At 76.2% G+C, this 16,713-nt stretch carries 11 protein-coding genes; 9 read left to right on the top strand and 2 right to left on the bottom strand.

Annotation, left to right across the window (positions count from 1 at the left end):
• The first annotated feature begins 21 nt into the window (after positions 1–21).
• The 3 genes from lpdA to ACI798_RS03980 all read left to right on the top strand — a co-directional run bounded on the left by lpdA (position 22) and on the right by ACI798_RS03980 (position 4,332).
• Entirely contained in the window at positions 22–1,401 is a 1,380-nt protein-coding gene (gene lpdA / locus ACI798_RS03990) for a dihydrolipoyl dehydrogenase (RefSeq protein ID WP_457047298.1), read from the top strand.
• 60 nt (positions 1,402–1,461) lie between these two features.
• The gene (sucB, locus tag ACI798_RS03985; RefSeq protein ID WP_457047297.1) at positions 1,462–3,348 is read left to right on the top strand and encodes a 2-oxoglutarate dehydrogenase, E2 component, dihydrolipoamide succinyltransferase; all 1,887 of its coding nucleotides are present in this window, start codon (positions 1,462–1,464) and stop codon (positions 3,346–3,348) included.
• A gap of 72 nt (positions 3,349–3,420) precedes the next feature.
• Entirely contained in the window at positions 3,421–4,332 is a 912-nt protein-coding gene (locus ACI798_RS03980) for a TIGR01777 family oxidoreductase (RefSeq protein ID WP_456941936.1), read from the top strand.
• A 14-nt stretch (positions 4,333–4,346) separates the two neighbouring features.
• Here ACI798_RS03980 and ACI798_RS03975 read toward each other — a convergent pair whose 3' ends face one another.
• Entirely contained in the window at positions 4,347–6,044 is a 1,698-nt protein-coding gene (locus ACI798_RS03975) for a serine/threonine-protein kinase (RefSeq protein WP_457047296.1), read from the bottom strand.
• A 119-nt stretch (positions 6,045–6,163) separates the two neighbouring features.
• On the opposite strand from ACI798_RS03975, the gene ACI798_RS03970 reads away from it, so the two are divergent.
• From ACI798_RS03970 to lipB, 3 genes are read left to right on the top strand one after another with little or no spacing between them, the layout of a single operon-like run.
• Positions 6,164–7,417: an NAD(P)/FAD-dependent oxidoreductase gene (locus tag ACI798_RS03970; protein WP_457047295.1), complete on the top strand. Its 1,254-nt coding sequence runs from the start codon at positions 6,164–6,166 to the stop codon at positions 7,415–7,417.
• Positions 7,417–8,151 carry a Type 1 glutamine amidotransferase-like domain-containing protein gene (locus ACI798_RS03965; RefSeq protein ID WP_457047294.1) on the top strand — a complete coding sequence of 245 codons (735 nt, stop codon included), beginning with the start codon at positions 7,417–7,419 and terminating at the stop codon, positions 8,149–8,151. Before ACI798_RS03970 ends, ACI798_RS03965 begins: the two co-directional genes overlap by 1 nt.
• Before the next feature lie 22 nt (positions 8,152–8,173).
• The gene (lipB, locus tag ACI798_RS03960) at positions 8,174–8,833 is read left to right on the top strand and encodes a lipoyl(octanoyl) transferase LipB (RefSeq protein ID WP_456941940.1); all 660 of its coding nucleotides are present in this window, start codon (positions 8,174–8,176) and stop codon (positions 8,831–8,833) included.
• A gap of 164 nt (positions 8,834–8,997) precedes the next feature.
• Here the strand turns inward: lipB and leuS are convergent, their stop codons facing one another.
• Complete coding sequence (gene leuS / locus ACI798_RS03955) at positions 8,998–11,892, bottom strand: leucine--tRNA ligase (RefSeq protein ID WP_457047293.1); 2,895 nt, start codon at positions 11,890–11,892, stop codon at positions 8,998–9,000.
• Between the two features lie 229 nt (positions 11,893–12,121).
• On the opposite strand from leuS, the gene ACI798_RS03950 reads away from it, so the two are divergent.
• The 3 genes from ACI798_RS03950 to lipA all read left to right on the top strand — a co-directional run bounded on the left by ACI798_RS03950 (position 12,122) and on the right by lipA (position 16,674).
• On the top strand, positions 12,122–14,383 hold the full coding sequence (locus tag ACI798_RS03950; protein WP_456941942.1) for a putative bifunctional diguanylate cyclase/phosphodiesterase: 2,262 nt from the start codon (positions 12,122–12,124) through the stop codon (positions 14,381–14,383).
• A gap of 85 nt (positions 14,384–14,468) precedes the next feature.
• Positions 14,469–15,617, top strand: coding sequence for a hypothetical protein (locus ACI798_RS03945; RefSeq protein ID WP_457047292.1), 1,149 nt, complete (start codon positions 14,469–14,471; stop codon positions 15,615–15,617).
• Between the two features lie 82 nt (positions 15,618–15,699).
• The gene (lipA, locus tag ACI798_RS03940; protein WP_457047291.1) at positions 15,700–16,674 is read left to right on the top strand and encodes a lipoyl synthase; all 975 of its coding nucleotides are present in this window, start codon (positions 15,700–15,702) and stop codon (positions 16,672–16,674) included.
• Positions 16,675–16,713: the final 39 nt, after the last annotated feature.

The raw sequence follows: 16,713 nt of genomic DNA, 5'->3' as shown, positions 1-16,713 counted from the left end.
GAGAGCATCGAGGAGCACGTCGTGAGCGCACCCACCACCCCCGCCGACCTGGTCATCCTCGGTGGTGGCTCGGGTGGCTACGCCGCCGCGCTGCGGGCCGCGGAGCTGGGGATGTCGGTCGTCCTGATCGAGAAGGACAAGGTCGGCGGCACCTGCCTGCACCGTGGGTGCATCCCCACCAAGGCCCTGCTGCACGCCGGCGAGGTCGCCGACCTGGCCCGCGAGGGCGAGCAGTTCGGGGTGAAGACCTCGCTGGCCGGCATCGACATGGACGGCGTCAACTCCTACAAGGACGGCGTCGTCTCGCGGCTGTACAAGGGCCTGCAGGGCCTGATCAAGAGCCGCAAGATCACCTACGTCGAGGGCGAGGGCCGGCTGGTCTCCCCCACCGCGGTGGCGGTGAACGGGCAGACCTACGAGGGCCGCCACGTGCTGCTGGCCACCGGCTCCTACTCGCGCTCCATCCCGGGCGTGGAGCTCGACGGCGTCCGCGTCCTGGACAGCGAGCAGGCGCTCGCGCTCGACCGCGTCCCGACCTCGGCGATCATCCTCGGCGGCGGCGTCATCGGCTGCGAGTTCGCCAGCGCCTGGAAGTCCTTCGGCGTCGACGTCACGATCATCGAGGGCCTCAAGCACCTGGTGCCGCTGGAGGACGAGAACTCCTCCAAGCTCCTCGAGCGCGCCTTCCGCCGCCGGAAGATCAACTTCGAGCTCGGGAACATGGTGTCCTCGGTGCAGTCCACCGAGAACGGCGTCAAGGTCACCCTGCAGAACGGCAAGGAGTTCGAGGCCGAGATCGTGCTGGTGGCCATCGGCCGCGGCCCGGTCAGCCAGGGCCTGGGCTACGAGGAGGCCGGCGTCGCGATGGACCGCGGCTACGTGCTGGTCGACGAGTACTGCCAGACCAACGTGCCGACCATCTCCGCCGTCGGTGACCTCATCCCGACCCTGCAGCTGGCCCACGTCGGGTTCGGCGAGGGCATCCTCGTCGCCGAGCGGCTCGCCGGCCTCCCGGTCGTGCCGATCGACTACGCCGGCGTCCCGCGGGTCACCTACTCCGACCCCGAGGTCGCCTCGGTCGGCCTGACCGAGACCCAGGCCCGCGACGAGTACGGCGACGTCGAGACCCTCGTCTACGACCTGGGCGGCAACGGCCGCAGCCAGATCCTCAAGACCCAGGGCGCGGTCAAGCTGATCCGCCAGAAGGACGGCCCGGTCGTCGGCGTGCACATGGTCGGCAGCCGGGTCGGCGAGCTCGTCGCCGAGGCGCAGCTGATCTTCAACTGGGAGGCCCTCCCCGACGAGGTCGCCTCCCTGATCCACCCGCACCCCACGCAGAGCGAGGCCATCGGCGAGGCCCACCTGGCCCTGGCCGGCAAGCCGCTGCACGCCCACAGCTGAGCCGGCCGGCTCCGCTCTCCGTCTCCCCCACCCGCGCCACCACGAAGGAGCCCCGCCCCGATGCCGACCTCCGTCACCATGCCCGCCCTGGGCGAGAGCGTCACCGAGGGCACGGTCACCCGATGGCTGAAGCAGGAGGGTGAGCAGGTCGAGGTCGACGAGCCGCTGCTCGAGGTCTCGACCGACAAGGTCGACACCGAGATCCCCTCCCCCGCGGCGGGTGTCCTCACCAAGATCCTCGTGTCCGAGGACGAGACCGTCGAGGTCGGCGCCGAGCTGGCCGTGATCGGCGGCGACGGTGACGGCGCGGGTGCCGGCGGCCCGGCCTCCGCCGAGGACGCCACCACCCCGCAGACCCCGGTCGAGCAGGTGGAGGACGCCGGCCCCGGCGCCGCGGACGAGCCGCAGCCGGCTCCCGCCGCCGAGGCCCCGGCCCCCGCCGACCAGGGCGGCGGTCAGGGCGGTGGCGAGGGGACGCCGGTGACCATGCCGGCGCTCGGCGAGAGCGTCACCGAGGGCACCGTCACCCGCTGGCTCAAGGCGGTCGGCGACGAGGTCACCGCGGACGAGCCGCTGCTGGAGGTCTCGACCGACAAGGTCGACACGGAGATCCCGGCCCCGGTGTCGGGGACGCTGCTGTCGATCACCGTCAACGAGGACGAGACCGTCGAGGTCGGCGCGCAGCTGGCCGTGATCGGGTCCGGCGCCGCCGGCGGTGGCGCCTCCGCCCCCGCCGCCCCGGAACCCGCCGCCCAGGAGGCCCCCGCTCCCGCTCCCGCCCCGGCCCCCGCTCCTGCTCCGGCGCCGCGCCAGGAGCAGCAGCCCGCGCCGCAGCCGCCGGCTGCGCCGCCGTCGGTCCCCGCCGGGGCCGACTACGGGTCCGGCGAGGCCGAGACCGTCCGCGCGCAGCAGAGCAGCCAGCCCTCGCAGCCCGCGCGGGCGGAGGCCCCGGCCGGCGCCGCCCCCGCGGCTGGGGCTCCGGCCGACGGTGGCGGCACCTACGTGACGCCACTGGTGCGCCGCCTGGCCGCGGAGCACGGCGTCGACCTGGCCGGCGTCACCGGCACCGGCGTCGGCGGCCGCATCCGCAAGCAGGACGTCCTGGCCGCCGCGGAGGCCGCCTCCGCCCCGGCCGCCGCCCCCGCTCCGGCGGCCGCCCCGGCTCCGGCTGCCGCCGCCCGGCCCACCACGCCGTCGCCGGCGGCCCAGCCGGACACCTCGCTGCGCGGCCGCACCGAGAAGATGTCCCGGCTGCGCGGGGTCATCGCCCGGCGGATGGTCGAGTCGCTGGCGGTCAGCGCCCAGCTGACCACCGTCGTCGAGGTCGACGTCACCCGGATCGCCAAGCTGCGCGACCGGGCGAAGCGGGACTTCGAGGCCCGCGAGGGCGTCAAGCTGTCGTTCCTGCCCTTCTTCGCCAAGGCGGCGGTCGAGGCGCTCAAGGCCCACCCGGCCGTGAACTCCTCGGTCGACATGGAGGCCGGCACGGTCACCTACCACGACCAGGAGAACCTCGGCGTCGCCGTCGACACCGAGCGCGGCCTGCTCGTGCCGGTCATCCACGGCGCCGGCGACCTGAGCATCGGCGGGCTCGCCCGCAAGATCGCCGACCTCGCCGAGCGCACCCGCCTCAACAAGGTGACCCCGGACGAGCTGGGCGGCGGCACGTTCACGCTGACCAACACCGGCAGCCGCGGCGCGCTGTTCGACACGCCGATCATCAACCAGCCGCAGGTGGCGATCCTGGGCACCGGCACCGTGGTCAAGCGCCCGGTCGTGGTGCAGGACCCCGACCTCGGCGAGGTCATCGCGGTGCGGTCGATGGTCTACCTGGCCCTCACCTACGACCACCGGATCGTCGACGGCGCCGACGCCGCGCGGTTCCTCGGCACGGTGAAGGAGCGGCTGGAGGCCGGACAGTTCCAGGGCGAGCTCGGCCTGAGCTGACGTCCCCCGGTCGGGCCCCGGCGCACGCGCCGGGGCCCGACGTCGTACCGGGCAGGGGGGACGAGGAGGGTCATGAAGATCGCCGTCACGGGGGCCTCCGGCCTCATCGGGTCGACGCTGGTGCCGGCGCTGCGCGCCGACGGGCACGAGGTCATCCGGCTGGTGCGCCGCACTCCCCGCACCGCCGACGAGCACCGCTGGGACCCCCAGCACCGGCGGATCGACCCGGCGCTGCTGCGCGACGTCGACGCGGTCGTCAACCTCGCCGGCACCCCGATCCGGCCACGCCCGTTCACCGAGGCCTACCGGCGGGACGTGCTGACCAGCCGGGTGGACAGCACCACCACGATCGCCGAGGCGCTCGCCGCCGCGGCCGCCGAGGACCCCTCGCGCAGGCGGGTGCTGCTGTCGGCCTCCGCGGTCGGCTACTACGGCGACACCGGTGACCGGGTGGTCGAGGAGGACGCACCGCCCGGGGACGACTTCCTCGCCCGCGTCTGCGTGCAGTGGGAGGCCGCCACCGCCCCCGCGGCCGAGGCGGGCGTCCGGGTGGTCACGCTGCGGACCGGCCTGGTCATCGGCCGCGGCGCGATGCTGGTGCGGATCCTCGGCACGGTCTTCCGGTTCGGCCTCGGCGGCCGGATCGGGTCGGGGCAGCAGTACTGGCCGTGGGTGAGCCTGGACGACCAGGTGGGCGCCATCCGCTTCCTGCTGACCGCCGACGAGGTGTCCGGGCCGGTCAACGTCACCGGTCCCGACCCCGTGCGCAACGACGAGTTCGTCCGGGAGCTGGGCCGCGCCGTCCACCGCCCGACGGTCCTGCCGGTGCCCGGCTTCGCCGTCCGGTCGGCGCTCGGCGAGTTCGGCCGTTCCAGCGTCCTCGCCGGGCAGCGGGCGGTGCCGGCCCGGCTGCTCGCGGCCGGCTACCCGTTCCGGCACCGGGACCTGCCCTCCGCCCTCGGCGAGGCGCTCGGTCGCGGCTGACGCGCCGCCGGGCCTCACGCCAGCCGCCCCGCCGTCCCGATCCGCCAGCCGCCGGTGACGGGGACCAGCACCATCGTCACCGGGGCCCGGCCGCGGCCGGCCTCCGTGCGCAGCACCGGGCCGTCCGGGGCCGCGGCCGCCACGACCGCGTACCCCGGCCAGCTGTCGACCAGCCGCACCTGCACGGACCCGTCCCCGGAGTCCCCGGAGGTCGTGGGCTCGACCGTCACGTCGGAAACCGACGGGGCGAAGCCGCGCAGCACCTCGCCGGCGCCGGTGAGGGAGCCCAGGTGGGCACGGTCGGCGGCCAGCAGCGGGCTGTCGGTCGTGTAGACCTCCTCCAGCAGCGCCGGGGAGCCGGTGGCGAACGCCCGTGCGCGGCGGTCGTAGAGATCGGTGAGGACGGCGGTCCAGTCGACCTGCTCCCCCGCCGGCGGAGGGGCCGGCACGGAGGACGGGACCGGCGCGGAGGACGGGACCGGCGCGGAGGAGGGGACCGGCGCGGAGGACGCGGCCGGCACGGAGGATGCGGCCGGCGCGGAGGACGGGACCGGCGCCGCCGCGGACGGCGCCGGGACGGCGGTCTCCGGAGCCGGAGATGCCGCCGGCACCACCGGACCGCCGGGCCCGGACCGGGTCAGCGCCAGCCCGAGCGCCACTGCGCCCAGCACCAGGGCGGCGACCGCGACGGCCGCGGCCGCGCGCCGCGCGACCGGTCCCCCCGGCCACCCGGACCGGTCCGACGGCGCGCGGACCTCGGCGGGCTCGGGCCGGCGGCGCCGCCCGGGCAGCTGGTGGGTCAGCTCGGTGCGCGGCCCGCGGCCGGTCCGTGCCAGCTCGGCGTCGGGGATCCCCGGCGTCGGCAGCCGCACCGGCTCCGGGCGGCAGGCGTGCCGCAGGTCGAGCGCGAAGGCCGCCGCCGGTCCCCGCACGTGGGGATCGGCCGACAGGCCACGGCCGACCACCTCGAGCAGCGCGGCCGGCGTGCCGGGGGCCAGCGCGGCGAGGTCGGGCAGCTCGCCCACGGCGGCGACGGCGAGGGTGTCGGCGGGGGTCGCGGCGTTCCACGGCGGGACGCCGGTCAGCGCGTGGAAGGCGGCCGCGGCGACACCGAAGACGTCGGAGGCCGGTCCGGGAGCGCTCCCGCGCGCGACGGCGGGGTCGACGTAGGCCGGCGTCACCTCACCGGCGGCGTCCTCGCCCAGCACCCGCGCCACGCCGAGGTCGGTGAGCACCGGCCGCCCCTCGGCGGTGAAGACGACGTTGCCCGGGGACAGGTCGCCGTGGACGACGCCCTGCTCGTGCGCACAGGCGAGCGCGGCAGCCACCGGCGCCAGCGCGGTGACCACCTCGCCGGGGCGCAGCCGGCCGCGCCGGGCCAGCAGGGCCGCCAGGCTGCCGCCCTCGAGCAGGTCGAGGACCAGCGCGACCCGGGCCGGTCCGCCGCGCCGGGGCTGGTGCACCACCTCGTGCAGCCGGACCAGGTGCGGGTGGTCGAGGGCGCCCAGCAGCGCCGCCTCCCGCGCCTGCCGTTCGGCGTCGCCGGTCACGAGCAGCTTCACCGCCACCGGCGCGCCGCCGTCGCGGGGCCGGGCGCGCCAGACCTCGCCGGACCCGCCGCGGCCGAGCAGCCGGTCGAGCCGGTAGCCGGGCACGACGGGCGGCGCCGGCGCGTCGTCGCGGCCGTCGCTGGGCGGGGAGGTGGCGGGCACGTCGGGGACCGTAGGCCGCGCCGCCCCCGTCCCGCCCCCGCCGTCCACAGGCCCGGCCGGCGTCCACAGGTCCCGGCTCCGGACGGGTGCCCGGAGCCGGCTGCACCTAGGTTCGGGGCATGCCGCTGCCCGCCGGTGCCGAGGTCGTCGTCGTGGGCGCCGGGCTGGCCGGGCTGTCGGCGGCCACCCGCCTGGCCGCCGCTGGCTGCGACGTGCACGTCCTGGAGGCCTCCGCGCACGCTGGCGGCCGGCTGGCCACCGAGCGGGTCGACGGCTTCGTCGTCGACCGCGGCTTCCAGGTGTTCAACACCGGCTACCCGCGCGCCGCCGACCTCGACCTGCCCGCCCTCGACCTCGGTTTCTTCACCCCCGGGGCGGTCGTCCGCGTCGGGGACCGGGCGCACCGCGTCGCCGACCCGCGCCGCCGGCCGTCGGCGGTGGCGGACACGCTGCGGGCGCCGGTGGGGTCGCTGCCGCACAAGGCGGCGATCGCCGCGTTCTCCGCGCGGGCCGGGTACTGGCCGGTCCCGCGGCTGCTGGCGGCCCAGGAGACCTCCGCGGCGGAGCACCTGCGGCGGGCCGGGGTCGGCGCCACGGCCCTGGAGCGCTTCTTCGGGCCGTTCTTCGCGGGAGTGCTGCTCGAGGACCGGCTGGAGACCTCCAGCCGCTACCTGGACCTGCTGTGGCGCAGCTTCGTCCGCGGCGGCACCGGCCTGCCGGCCCGGGGCATCCAGGCGATCGGCGAGCAGCTGGCCGCCGGGGTCGGCGAGGGGCGAGTCCACCACGGGGTCCGGGTCACCGCGGTCACGGGCACCTCCGTCGACAGCGACGCCGGCCCGGTGCGCGCCGACGCCGTCGTGGTGGCCACCGATCCCGACACCGCGGCCGCCCTGGTGCCGGCGGTGGAGGCCGCCGCGCCCCGCCAGGTGACGACCCACTACCACGTGCTGCCGGCCTCACCGTGGCCCGAGCCGCTCATCGTCCTGGGGACGCCGGGCGGCCGGCTGGTCAACAGCGTGGTGCTCACCGACGCCCAGCCCGCCTACTCCCCCGACGGCCGCGCCCTGCTGGCCAGCAGCTCGCTGGCACCGACCCCGGAGGCCGAGGTGCGCGAGGAGGTGGCCCGGCTGCACGACGTCGCGACGGCGGACCTGCGGCACCTGACCACGGTGACCGTGACCGGCGCGCAGCCGGCCGCGCTGCCCCCGCTGCGGCTGCGCCGCCCGGTCGACCTCGGCGGTGGCCTGTACGTCTGCGGCGACCACCGGGACACCCCGTCCATCCAGGGCGCCATGGCCAGCGGCCGCCGCACCGCCGCCGCGGTGCTGCGCCGGCTGCGGCCCGCGACCGCGACCGCGACCGGAGCGGCCTGATGCCCGCCACCGCCCCGACCATCGTGGCCACGAGCATCGGCTTCGACTCCCGCGGCCGGGGTCCCTACGACTGGGCGCCGGGCCCGGTGTTCGACCTCGCCGTCGAGCTCGCCGGGGCGCCCGCGCAGCCGCGCCTGTGCTACCTGGGCACCGCCACCGGCGACGACCCCGCGCGGCTGGCCGGCGTGTACGGCGCCTTCGCCGGCGGCGCGGTCCGGCTCAGCCACCTGAGCCTGTTCCCCATGCCCACCGTCGCCGACGTCCGGGCGCACCTGCTGGAGCAGGACGTGATCTGGGTGGGCGGCGGGAGCGTGGCCAACCTGCTGGCGGTGTGGCGGGTGCACGGTCTCGACGAGGTGCTGGCCGAGTGCTGGCGGGCCGGGGTCGTGCTCGGCGGGGTGTCGGCGGGGTCGCTGTGCTGGCACGTCGGCGGCACCACCGACTCCTACGGTCCCGACCTGCGCCCGGTGACGAACGGCCTGGGGCTGATCCCCACCTCCAACGGCGTCCACCACGACTCCGAGGAGCGGCGCCGCCCGCTGTACCAGCGGCTGGTCGCCGACGGGACGCTCCCGGCCGGGCACGCCACCGACGACGGCGTGGGCCTGGTCTACCGGGGCACCGCGCTCGTCGAGGCGGTCGCCGACCGGCCGGGCAAAGCGGCCTACCGGGTGGAGCGCGGCCCCGACGGCACCGCCGTCGAGACCCGCCTCGAGCCCCGCCGGCTGCGCTGAGCGCGGGCCTAGGCTGGGAGCCGTGACCGAGTTGCGCGTCGTCCGGGCAGGCACCGTCCCCTACGAGGAGGCCTGGGCACGCCAGCGCGAGATCCACGCCGCGCGGCTGACCGGGGAGGCGCCCGACACGGTGCTGCTGCTCGAGCACCCGTCGGTCTACACCGCGGGCCGGCGCACCGAGCCGCACGAGCGCCCGCTCGACGGCACGCCGGTGGTCGACGTCGACCGCGGCGGCAAGATCACCTGGCACGGGCCCGGCCAGCTGGTCGGCTACCCGATCGTGGCGCTGCCCGACCCGGTCGACGTCGTGGCGCACGTGCGCCGGCTCGAGGACGCGCTGATGGAGGTCTGCGCGTCGGTCGGCGTGGAGACGATGCGCGTCGACGGGCGCAGCGGCGTCTGGGTGGCCGCCGACGCCCCCGGCCCCGGCAGCCGGTTCCGGCCCGAGCGCAAGATCGCCGCGATCGGCGTGCGGGTCGCCCGCGGGGTGACGATGCACGGGTTCGCGCTCAACTGCGACCCCGACCTCGGCGCGTTCGGCGCGATCGTCCCGTGCGGCATCGCCGACGCCGGGGTCACCTCGCTCAGCGCCGAGCTGGGCCGCGACGTCCCGGTGGCCGAGGTGGTCGACGCGGTGGAGGCGGCGATGCGGCGGGTGCTCACCCTCGCCCCCGCCGCCTGAGGGCCCGGCTGCGGCGCAGCACCTCCGTCGGCCTGACCACCTCCCGCGCCGGTGCGGCCCCCGCAGTGGCCTGCGCAGTGGCCTGACCCGGCCGGGCTCCGAGCGGAACGCGGTCGTCAGCGCCCGTCCCGCCCGGACCGGGGTCCGGGCGGGACGGACGATCGTCAGGCGACGACGAAGTTGACCAGCCGGCCGGGGACGGCGATCACGCGCCGCACCGTCTTGCCGTCCAGCTGCGCGGCGACCTTCTCGTCGGCCCGCGCCGCCTCCTCCAGCGCCGCGGCGTCGGCGTCGGCCGGCACGGTCACCTGCGCCCGCACCTTGCCGTTGACCTGGACGGCGACCTGCACGGTGTCCTCGACCAGCCACCGCTCGTCGGCCACCGGGAACGGCGCCCAGGCGATCGACCCGTCGTGCCCGAGGCGGGCCCACAGCTCCTCGGCCAGGTGCGGGGCCAGCGGCGCCACCAGCAGCACCAGCGGCTCGGCCACCGCCCGCGGCACCGGGGAGTCGGCGCCGTAGGCCGCGGTCAGCGCGTTGGTCAGCTCGGCGATCCGGGCGATGGCCACGTTGAACCGCAGCGTCGCCATGCCGTCGCGCACGCCGGCGATCGCCTTGTGCAGCGCCCGCAGCACGTCCTCGGACGGCGCGGCGTCGTCGGCGGCCCGGACCGCGCCGGTCTCCTCGTCGACGACGACCCGCCAGATCCGCTGCAGCAGCCGCTGCGAGCCGACGACGGCCTTGGTGTCCCACGGCCGCGACTGCTCCAGCGGGCCGGTCGACATCTCGTACACCCGGAACGTGTCCGCCCCGTACGCGCCGATCATCTCGTCGGGCGTGACCATGTTCTTGAGGGACTTGCCGATCTTCCCGTACTCGCGGTTGACCGGCTTCCCCTCGTAGAGGAACTGCCCGTCCTCCTCGACCACCTCGGCGGCGGGCACGTAGAAGCCGCGCTCGTCGGTGTAGGCGTAGGCGGAGATGTAGCCCTGGTTGACCAGCCGCCGGAACGGTTCCTCGCTGGACACGTAGCCCAGGTCGTGCAGCACCTTGTGCCAGAAGCGGGCGTACAGCAGGTGCAGGACCGCGTGCTCCATGCCGCCGACGTAGAGGTCCACGCCGCCGACGTCGCCCGGCGACCGCGGGCCCAGCCAGTACCGCTCCAGCTCCGGGTCGACCATCCGGTCGTCGTCGCCCGGGTCCAGGTAGCGCAGGTAGTACCAGCACGAGCCCGCCCAGTTAGGCATGGTGTTGGTCTCGCGCCGGTAGGGCTTCGGCCCGTCACCCAGGTCCAGCTCGACCGTCGTCCACTCGGTGACCCGCGACAGCGGCGGCTCGGGCTGGGAGTCGGCGTCGTCGTCGGCGAAGGTCTTCGGCGAGTAGTCATCGACGTCGGGCAGCAGCACCGGCAGCAGCGACTCGGGCACCGCGCGCGGCAGGCCGTCGGCGTCGTACACGATCGGGAACGGCTCGCCCCAGTAGCGCTGCCGGCTGAACAGCCAGTCGCGCAGCTTGTAGGTGGTCGTCGCCTCGCCGTGCCCGGCGGCCACCAGCCACTCGGTCATCCGCGCGATGGCGGCGGCCTTGTCGGTCAGCCCGTCCAGCGAGACGTGCTCGTTCGACGAGTTGATCATCGGGCCGCTGCCGGTGTACGCGCCGCCGTCGAAGTCGGCGGGCGGCTGCACCGTGCGCACGATCGGCAGGCCGAAGGCCTGCGCGAACTCCCAGTCGCGGGTGTCCTCGCCCGGGACGGCCATGATCGCGCCGGTGCCGTAGCCGGTCAGCACGTAGTCGGCGATGAAGACGGGCAGCTCCTGCCCGGTGACCGGGTTGACGGCGGTGGTGCCCAGCCACACGCCGGTCTTCTCCCGGCTCTCGTTCTGCCGGTCCAGTTCCGAGCGCCGCGAGGCCTGCCGCTGGTACTCGCGCACCGCCTCGCCCGGGGTCGCCGCGCCGCCGGTCCACCGCGGGTCGGTGCCGTCGGGCCACGCGGCCGCGGTCAGCGTCTCGACCAGCGGGTGCTCGGGCGCCAGCACCATGTAGGTCGCGCCGAACAGCGTGTCGGGGCGGGTGGTGAACACCTCGATCGTCTCGTCCCCGGCGGCGAAGCGGATGCGCGCGCCGGTCGAGCGGCCGATCCAGTTGCGCTGCATCTGCTTGACCGAGTCCGACCAGTCCAGCCGGTCCAGGTCGGCCAGCAGCCGCTCGGAGTAGGCGGTGATCCGCATCATCCACTGGGTCAGCGGGCGCCGGAACACCGGGAAGTTGCCGCGCTCGGAGCGGCCGTCGGGGGTGACCTCCTCGTTGGAGAGCACCGTGCCCAGGCCCGGGCACCAGTTGACCGGCGCCTCGTGCAGGTAGGCCAGCCGGTGGGCGTCGACGACCTTCCGCTTGTCGACGTCGGACAGTTCGGCCCACGGCCGCCCCGACGGGTTGGTGCCCGGCGCGGGCTCACGGGTGCCGGCGTCCAGCTCGGCCACCAGCTCCTCGACCGGGCGGGCGCGGCCGGCCTCCTCGTCGAACCAGGCGCCGAAGATCTTCAGGAAGATCCACTGGGTCCACCGGTAGTAGCCCGGGTCGATCGTGGCGAAGGTGCGGCGCTCGTCGTGGTCGACGCCCAGCCGGCGCAGCTGCGCCCGGATCGCCGCGATGTTGGCCTCGGTGGTGATCCGCGGGTGCTGCCCGGTCTGCACGGCGTACTGCTCGGCGGGCAGGCCGAAGGCGTCGTAGCCCATCGGGTGCAGCACGTTGTCGCCGTCCATGCGGCGGAACCGGCTGGTGACGTCGGTGCCCAGGTAGCCCAGGGGGTGCCCGACGTGCAGGCCCGCACCCGAGGGGTACGGGAACATGTCCATGATGAAGGTCTTGGGCCGGCCCTCGACCCGCTCGAAGCCCTCGGACAGGCGGCCCACCGGGTTGGGCGTGTGGAACGTCCCCTCCCGCTCCCACCGGTCCTGCCACTCCAGCTCGATCCGCTGGGCGAGGGCGGGGGTGTAGCGGTGCGGGGGGACGCCCTCCTCGGCCGGCTCGGTCGTGGGCTGGCTGGCCGTCTGGCTCATCGCGGTGCTCCCGGGGTCATCCGTCGGCGGACATGAAAAGACCCCTCACGCAGGAGGGGTCGCCGTGCTGACGTGAGCGTTCAGGTCAGCACGGCCGGAGAAGCAGGCGTCCGCCGGTCACGCCCCCGAGTCTACCGCCCGGGGACTCACCCGGACGGGTCGGTCGGGAGGCTCCGGACTGCACCCGGACGGCGGACCGGCCGTTGTCGTCCTCGTGCGGCGCACTCAGGTGTCCCTCCGGCGTGCGGGGACCGGGCCCCGCGGCCACCTCGTGGTGGTCGCGGCGGTCGCCGCTGCCCTCTTCGCGACCGGCGTCGGCCCGCGCCCGCCCGGGCGGGCCTGGGACGTCGTCTACGACGTCGTCCTCTACCACCTGTCCTGGCTGGCGGCCGGCGCCGCCTGCTGGCTGACCGCCCGGCTCGCCCCCCGCGAGGCCCTCGCCTGGCGGGCGCTGGCCACCTCGCTCGTCGTCGGCGCGGCCGGCAACGTCGCGCGCATCCTCGAGACCGGCCAGGCGGGCACCACGCCGGCCCCCGTGGCCGACACCTGCGTCGCTGTCGCCTACGGCAGCCTCTACGTCGCGCTGTTCGTGCTCATCCGCGCCCGCGTCGCGCGGTTCCTGCCCAGCATGTGGCTCGACGGCGTCGTCGCCGCCCTCGGCACCACCGCGGTCGGCACCGGGTTCCTGCTCGGCCCCTACCTCACCGACAGCAGCCACGTCTCGGTCGCCCAGCTCGCCTGGCCCGGCGCCGACGTGCTGCTGCTGGCCCTCCTGGTGGGGGTCAGCGCCATCCTCGGCGTGCACCTGGACCGCACCCTGCTGACCATCGCCGGGGCCATCGCGCTGTTCTGCGTCGCCGACGCCGCCCTGTTCGTGCTGAGCGCGGAGGGCCGCTACGCCGACGGCGGGCCGCTGGAGCTGGTGTGGCAGGCCGGCGTGCTGCTGGCCGCCGTGGCCGCGTGGCGCACCACCGGCGACCCGCGGCGCGGCGCCGGGCAGGAGGGCGTGCGCATCACCTGGCGGCTGGTCGCGCTGCCGCTGGCCGGCACGCTCGCCGCCCTCGCCGTGCTGGCCGCCGGCTACGGCGACGACCTGCCCGACAGCGCCGGGTGGCTGGCCGTGGGCTGCGTGCTCGCCGCGCTGGCCCGCACCGCGGTCACCTTCCGCGAGGTGCGGTCGTTCGCGGTGGTCCGGCAGGAGGCGCGCACCGACGAGCTCACCGGGCTGCCCAACCGGCGCGCCCTGCTCGAGCGCGCCCGCACCGTCGTCGCCGCGGCGACCACCGCCTCCCCCGCCGCGCTGCTGCTGCTCGACCTCGACGGGTTCAAGGAGGTCAACGACAGCCTCGGGCACGGCGCCGGCGACCAGCTGCTGTGCCAGGTCGGCCCGCGGGTGGCCCCCGCGCTGCGGCCCGGCGAGGTGCTCGCCCGGCTCGGCGGCGACGAGTTCGCCGTCCTGCTGCCCGCCGTCGACCTGGACACCGCCGCCGAGCGCGCCGCTGTCGTCCACGACCTGCTGCGCCGGCCGTTCGAGGTCGACGGCATCCGGCTGCACGTCGGCGTGAGCATCGGCGTGTCGACCGCGCCGGTCCCCGCCGACGACGTCCAGGAGCTGCTGCGCTGCGCCGACGTGGCGATGTACGCGGCCAAGACCGAGCGCGCCGGCGTGCACGTCTACGTCCCCGACCCGACCAGCGGCTCGGGCGAGCGGCTGCGCACGATGGAGGAGCTGCGCACCGCGCTGGCCGAGGACCAGCTCGACGTCCACCTGCAGCCGCAGGTCGCCATGGACGACGGCCACGTCGTCGGCGTCGAGGCGCTGCTGCGGTGGCACCACCCCGGGCGTGGGCTGCTCGGCCCCGCCCAGGTCCTGCCCGCCGCCGAGCAGGCCGGCCTGCTGCGCCCGCTGACCGACACCGTGCTCGCGCGCTCCCTCGACGCGGTCACCCGCTGGTGGGACGAGCACCGGGTGCCGGTGTCGGTGAACCTGTCCGCGGCCAACGTCGCCGACCTGGACCTCCCCGGCAAGGTCGCCGCCGAGCTGGACCGGCGGGGGCTGCCGCCGGCCGCGCTGACCCTGGAGCTGGTCGAGGACACCCTCATGGCCGACCCCGAGCGCGGCCGCACCGTGCTCGGCGAGCTGCGCCGCCTGGGCGTGCGGACCTCCATCGACGACTACGGCACCGGCTACAGCTCGCTGGCCTACCTGCGCCGGCTGCCGGCCGACGAACTCAAGCTCGACCGCAGCCTCACCGCCGACGTCGACCGCGACGAGCGGGCCGCGGCGATCGTGCGGCACACCGTCGCGCTCGCCCACGACCTGGGCCTGAGCCTGGTCGCCGAGGGCGTCGAGGACCTCGCCACCGCCGCCCGCCTCGCCGCGCTGGGCTGCGACGTCGCCCAGGGCTACGCCGTCGCCCGGCCCATGCCGGTCCCCGACCTGCTGCGCTGGCTGACCGCCCACCGCGCAGGGCTGCTCCGCCCGGCCTGAGCGCGCGGGACGGTGTTCCCGGGGATGTGCCTTCCCGCCGGAGCGGGCAGGATGGCCGGAGTCGATCAACCCGGAGGTGCATCCCGTGTCCCGCACACAGTCCCGCGGCCAGGTCATCGGGGCCGAGCTCCAGGAGGGGCTGAGTCACCTCGGCGCCGCCGTCACGGAGGCCGGCCGGGCCGCCGCGGAGCAACTCGCCCCCCGCGTGGACGCCGCGCGCGAGGCGGCCGCCCCCAGGGTCGCCGCCGCCGTCGCGGTGGCCGCGCCCGCCGTCGCCTCGGCCCGCGAGGCCCTGGCCCCGCGGGTGGACGCCGCCCGGGGCGCCGCCAGTCCCGTCCTCGACGCCGCCCGCGAGCGCGTCGACGCCGCCGTCGTGGCGCTCACCCCGCGCGTGGTGGCGGCCCGCGAGGCGGCCAACCCCGTCCTCGACGCCGCCCGCGAGCGCGTCGACGCCGCCGTCGACGCCCTGACCCCGCGCGTGGTCGCCGCCCGCGAGTCCGCCGGCCCGGCGGTCACCTCGGCGCTCACCGCCGCCGGTGCCGCGGCCGCCAAGGCCGCCGCGGACCTCGCGCCCCGGGTGGAGGCCGCCTCGGCCGCCACCCGCAAGGCGCTGGCCGCCGAGGTCGCCCCGCGGGTGGCCGCCGCCAGGGACACCGTCGTCCCGGCGCTGGGGAGCGCCCGCGACAGCCTGGTCGCCGGCGTCGGCACCGCCCTCGGCGAGCTCGAGCACCGGCGCGCGGAGCTCGTCGGCGGCGCCGCGAAGACCGGCCGGAAGGCCAGGCGGAAGACCACGCGGAAGGCCACGCGGAAGACCGCGGAGAAGGCTGCGCAGGTGAGGCGGAAGGTGGGTACGGAGTCCGAGCCGCGCCGCTGGCCGTGGGTGCTGCTCGCGCTGGCGGTCGGTGCGGCGGCGTTCTCGTTCCTGCGCCGCAAGACCGAGGACCCGTGGACGCCGGCACCCGCCGGTGACGGGCCCGTGCCCAGCTACCGAGAGGACCCCGTGCCCAGCTCCCCGAGCAACGACGACTCCGGCAAGACCGTCTCCGACGCCATGTTCGTCGCCGGCGACTCGGCTCCCCCCGAGTCCGACATGGGCATCCGCGACGCCCAGAACGTGGCCGGCGACGACGACGCCGGCGCCACCGACCCGACCCAGACCGCGCCCGAGCCGTTCACCAGCGGCGGCGGGGCGGACGAGGGCCCGACCGCCGGGCCCGCCGCCGGCCAGGCCTGACGATCCGGCACCCGCGCGCCGATCGCCCCCGCTGCCCTCGGGGCGGCGGGGGCGATCGCCGTCCGGGGGTACGGTGGGGATCATGAGCGAGACGGTGGCGACCAGCACCTCCGAGCCGTCCCGGATCGGCCCCTCGGGCCGCAAGCTGCTGCGCCTGGAGGTGCGCAACAGCCAGGTCCCGATCGAGCGCAAGCCGGAGTGGATCAAGACCCGGCTCAAGACCGGCCCGGAGTACACCGAGCTCAAGTCGCTGGTGCGCCGCGAGGGCCTGCACACCGTCTGCGAAGAGGCCGGCTGCCCCAACATCTACGAGTGCTGGGAGGACCGGGAGGCCACCTTCCTCATCGGTGGCGACCAGTGCACCCGGCGCTGCGACTTCTGCCAGATCGACACCGGCAAGCCCGCCGAGTTCGACGCCGACGAGCCCCGCCGCGTCGCCGAGAGCGTCGCGACGATGCAGCTCCGGTACGCCACCGTCACCGGCGTCGCCCGCGACGACCTGCCCGACGGCGGGGCCTGGCTCTACGCCGAGACCGTCCGCCAGATCCACGCCGCCGTCCCCGGCTGCGGCGTCGAGCTGCTCATCCCCGACTTCAACGCCGACCCCGGCCAGCTGGCCGAGGTGTTCTCCTCGCGGCCCGAGGTGCTGGCGCACAACGTCGAGACCGTGCCGCGGATCTTCAAGCGCATCCGCCCCGGCTTCCGCTTCGAGCGGTCGCTCGCGGTGATCACCGCCGCCCGCGAGGCCGGGCTGGTCACCAAGTCCAACCTCATCCTCGGCATGGGCGAGGAGCCCGACGAGGTGGTCGAGACCATGCGCGCCCTGCACGAGGCCGGCTGCGACCTGCTGACGATCACCCAGTACCTGCGGCCCTCGCCGCGGCACCACCCCGTCGTCCGCTGGGTCAAGCCCGACGAGTTCGTCGGTTTCCAGAAGACGGCGGAGGAGATCGGCTTCCCGGGGGTGCTCGCCGGGCCCCTGGTGCGCAGCTCCTACCGGGCCGGGCGGCTCTACCAGCAGGCCGTCGAGGCCCGCGGTCTCACCACTCGGGGCTGACCGCCCCGCGGGCTCACCGGGACCGCTGCGCGACGCCCC

This window comes from Geodermatophilus sp. SYSU D01045 (assembly GCF_054050295.1).
This window is presented reverse-complemented; position numbering and strand designations above follow the sequence as displayed.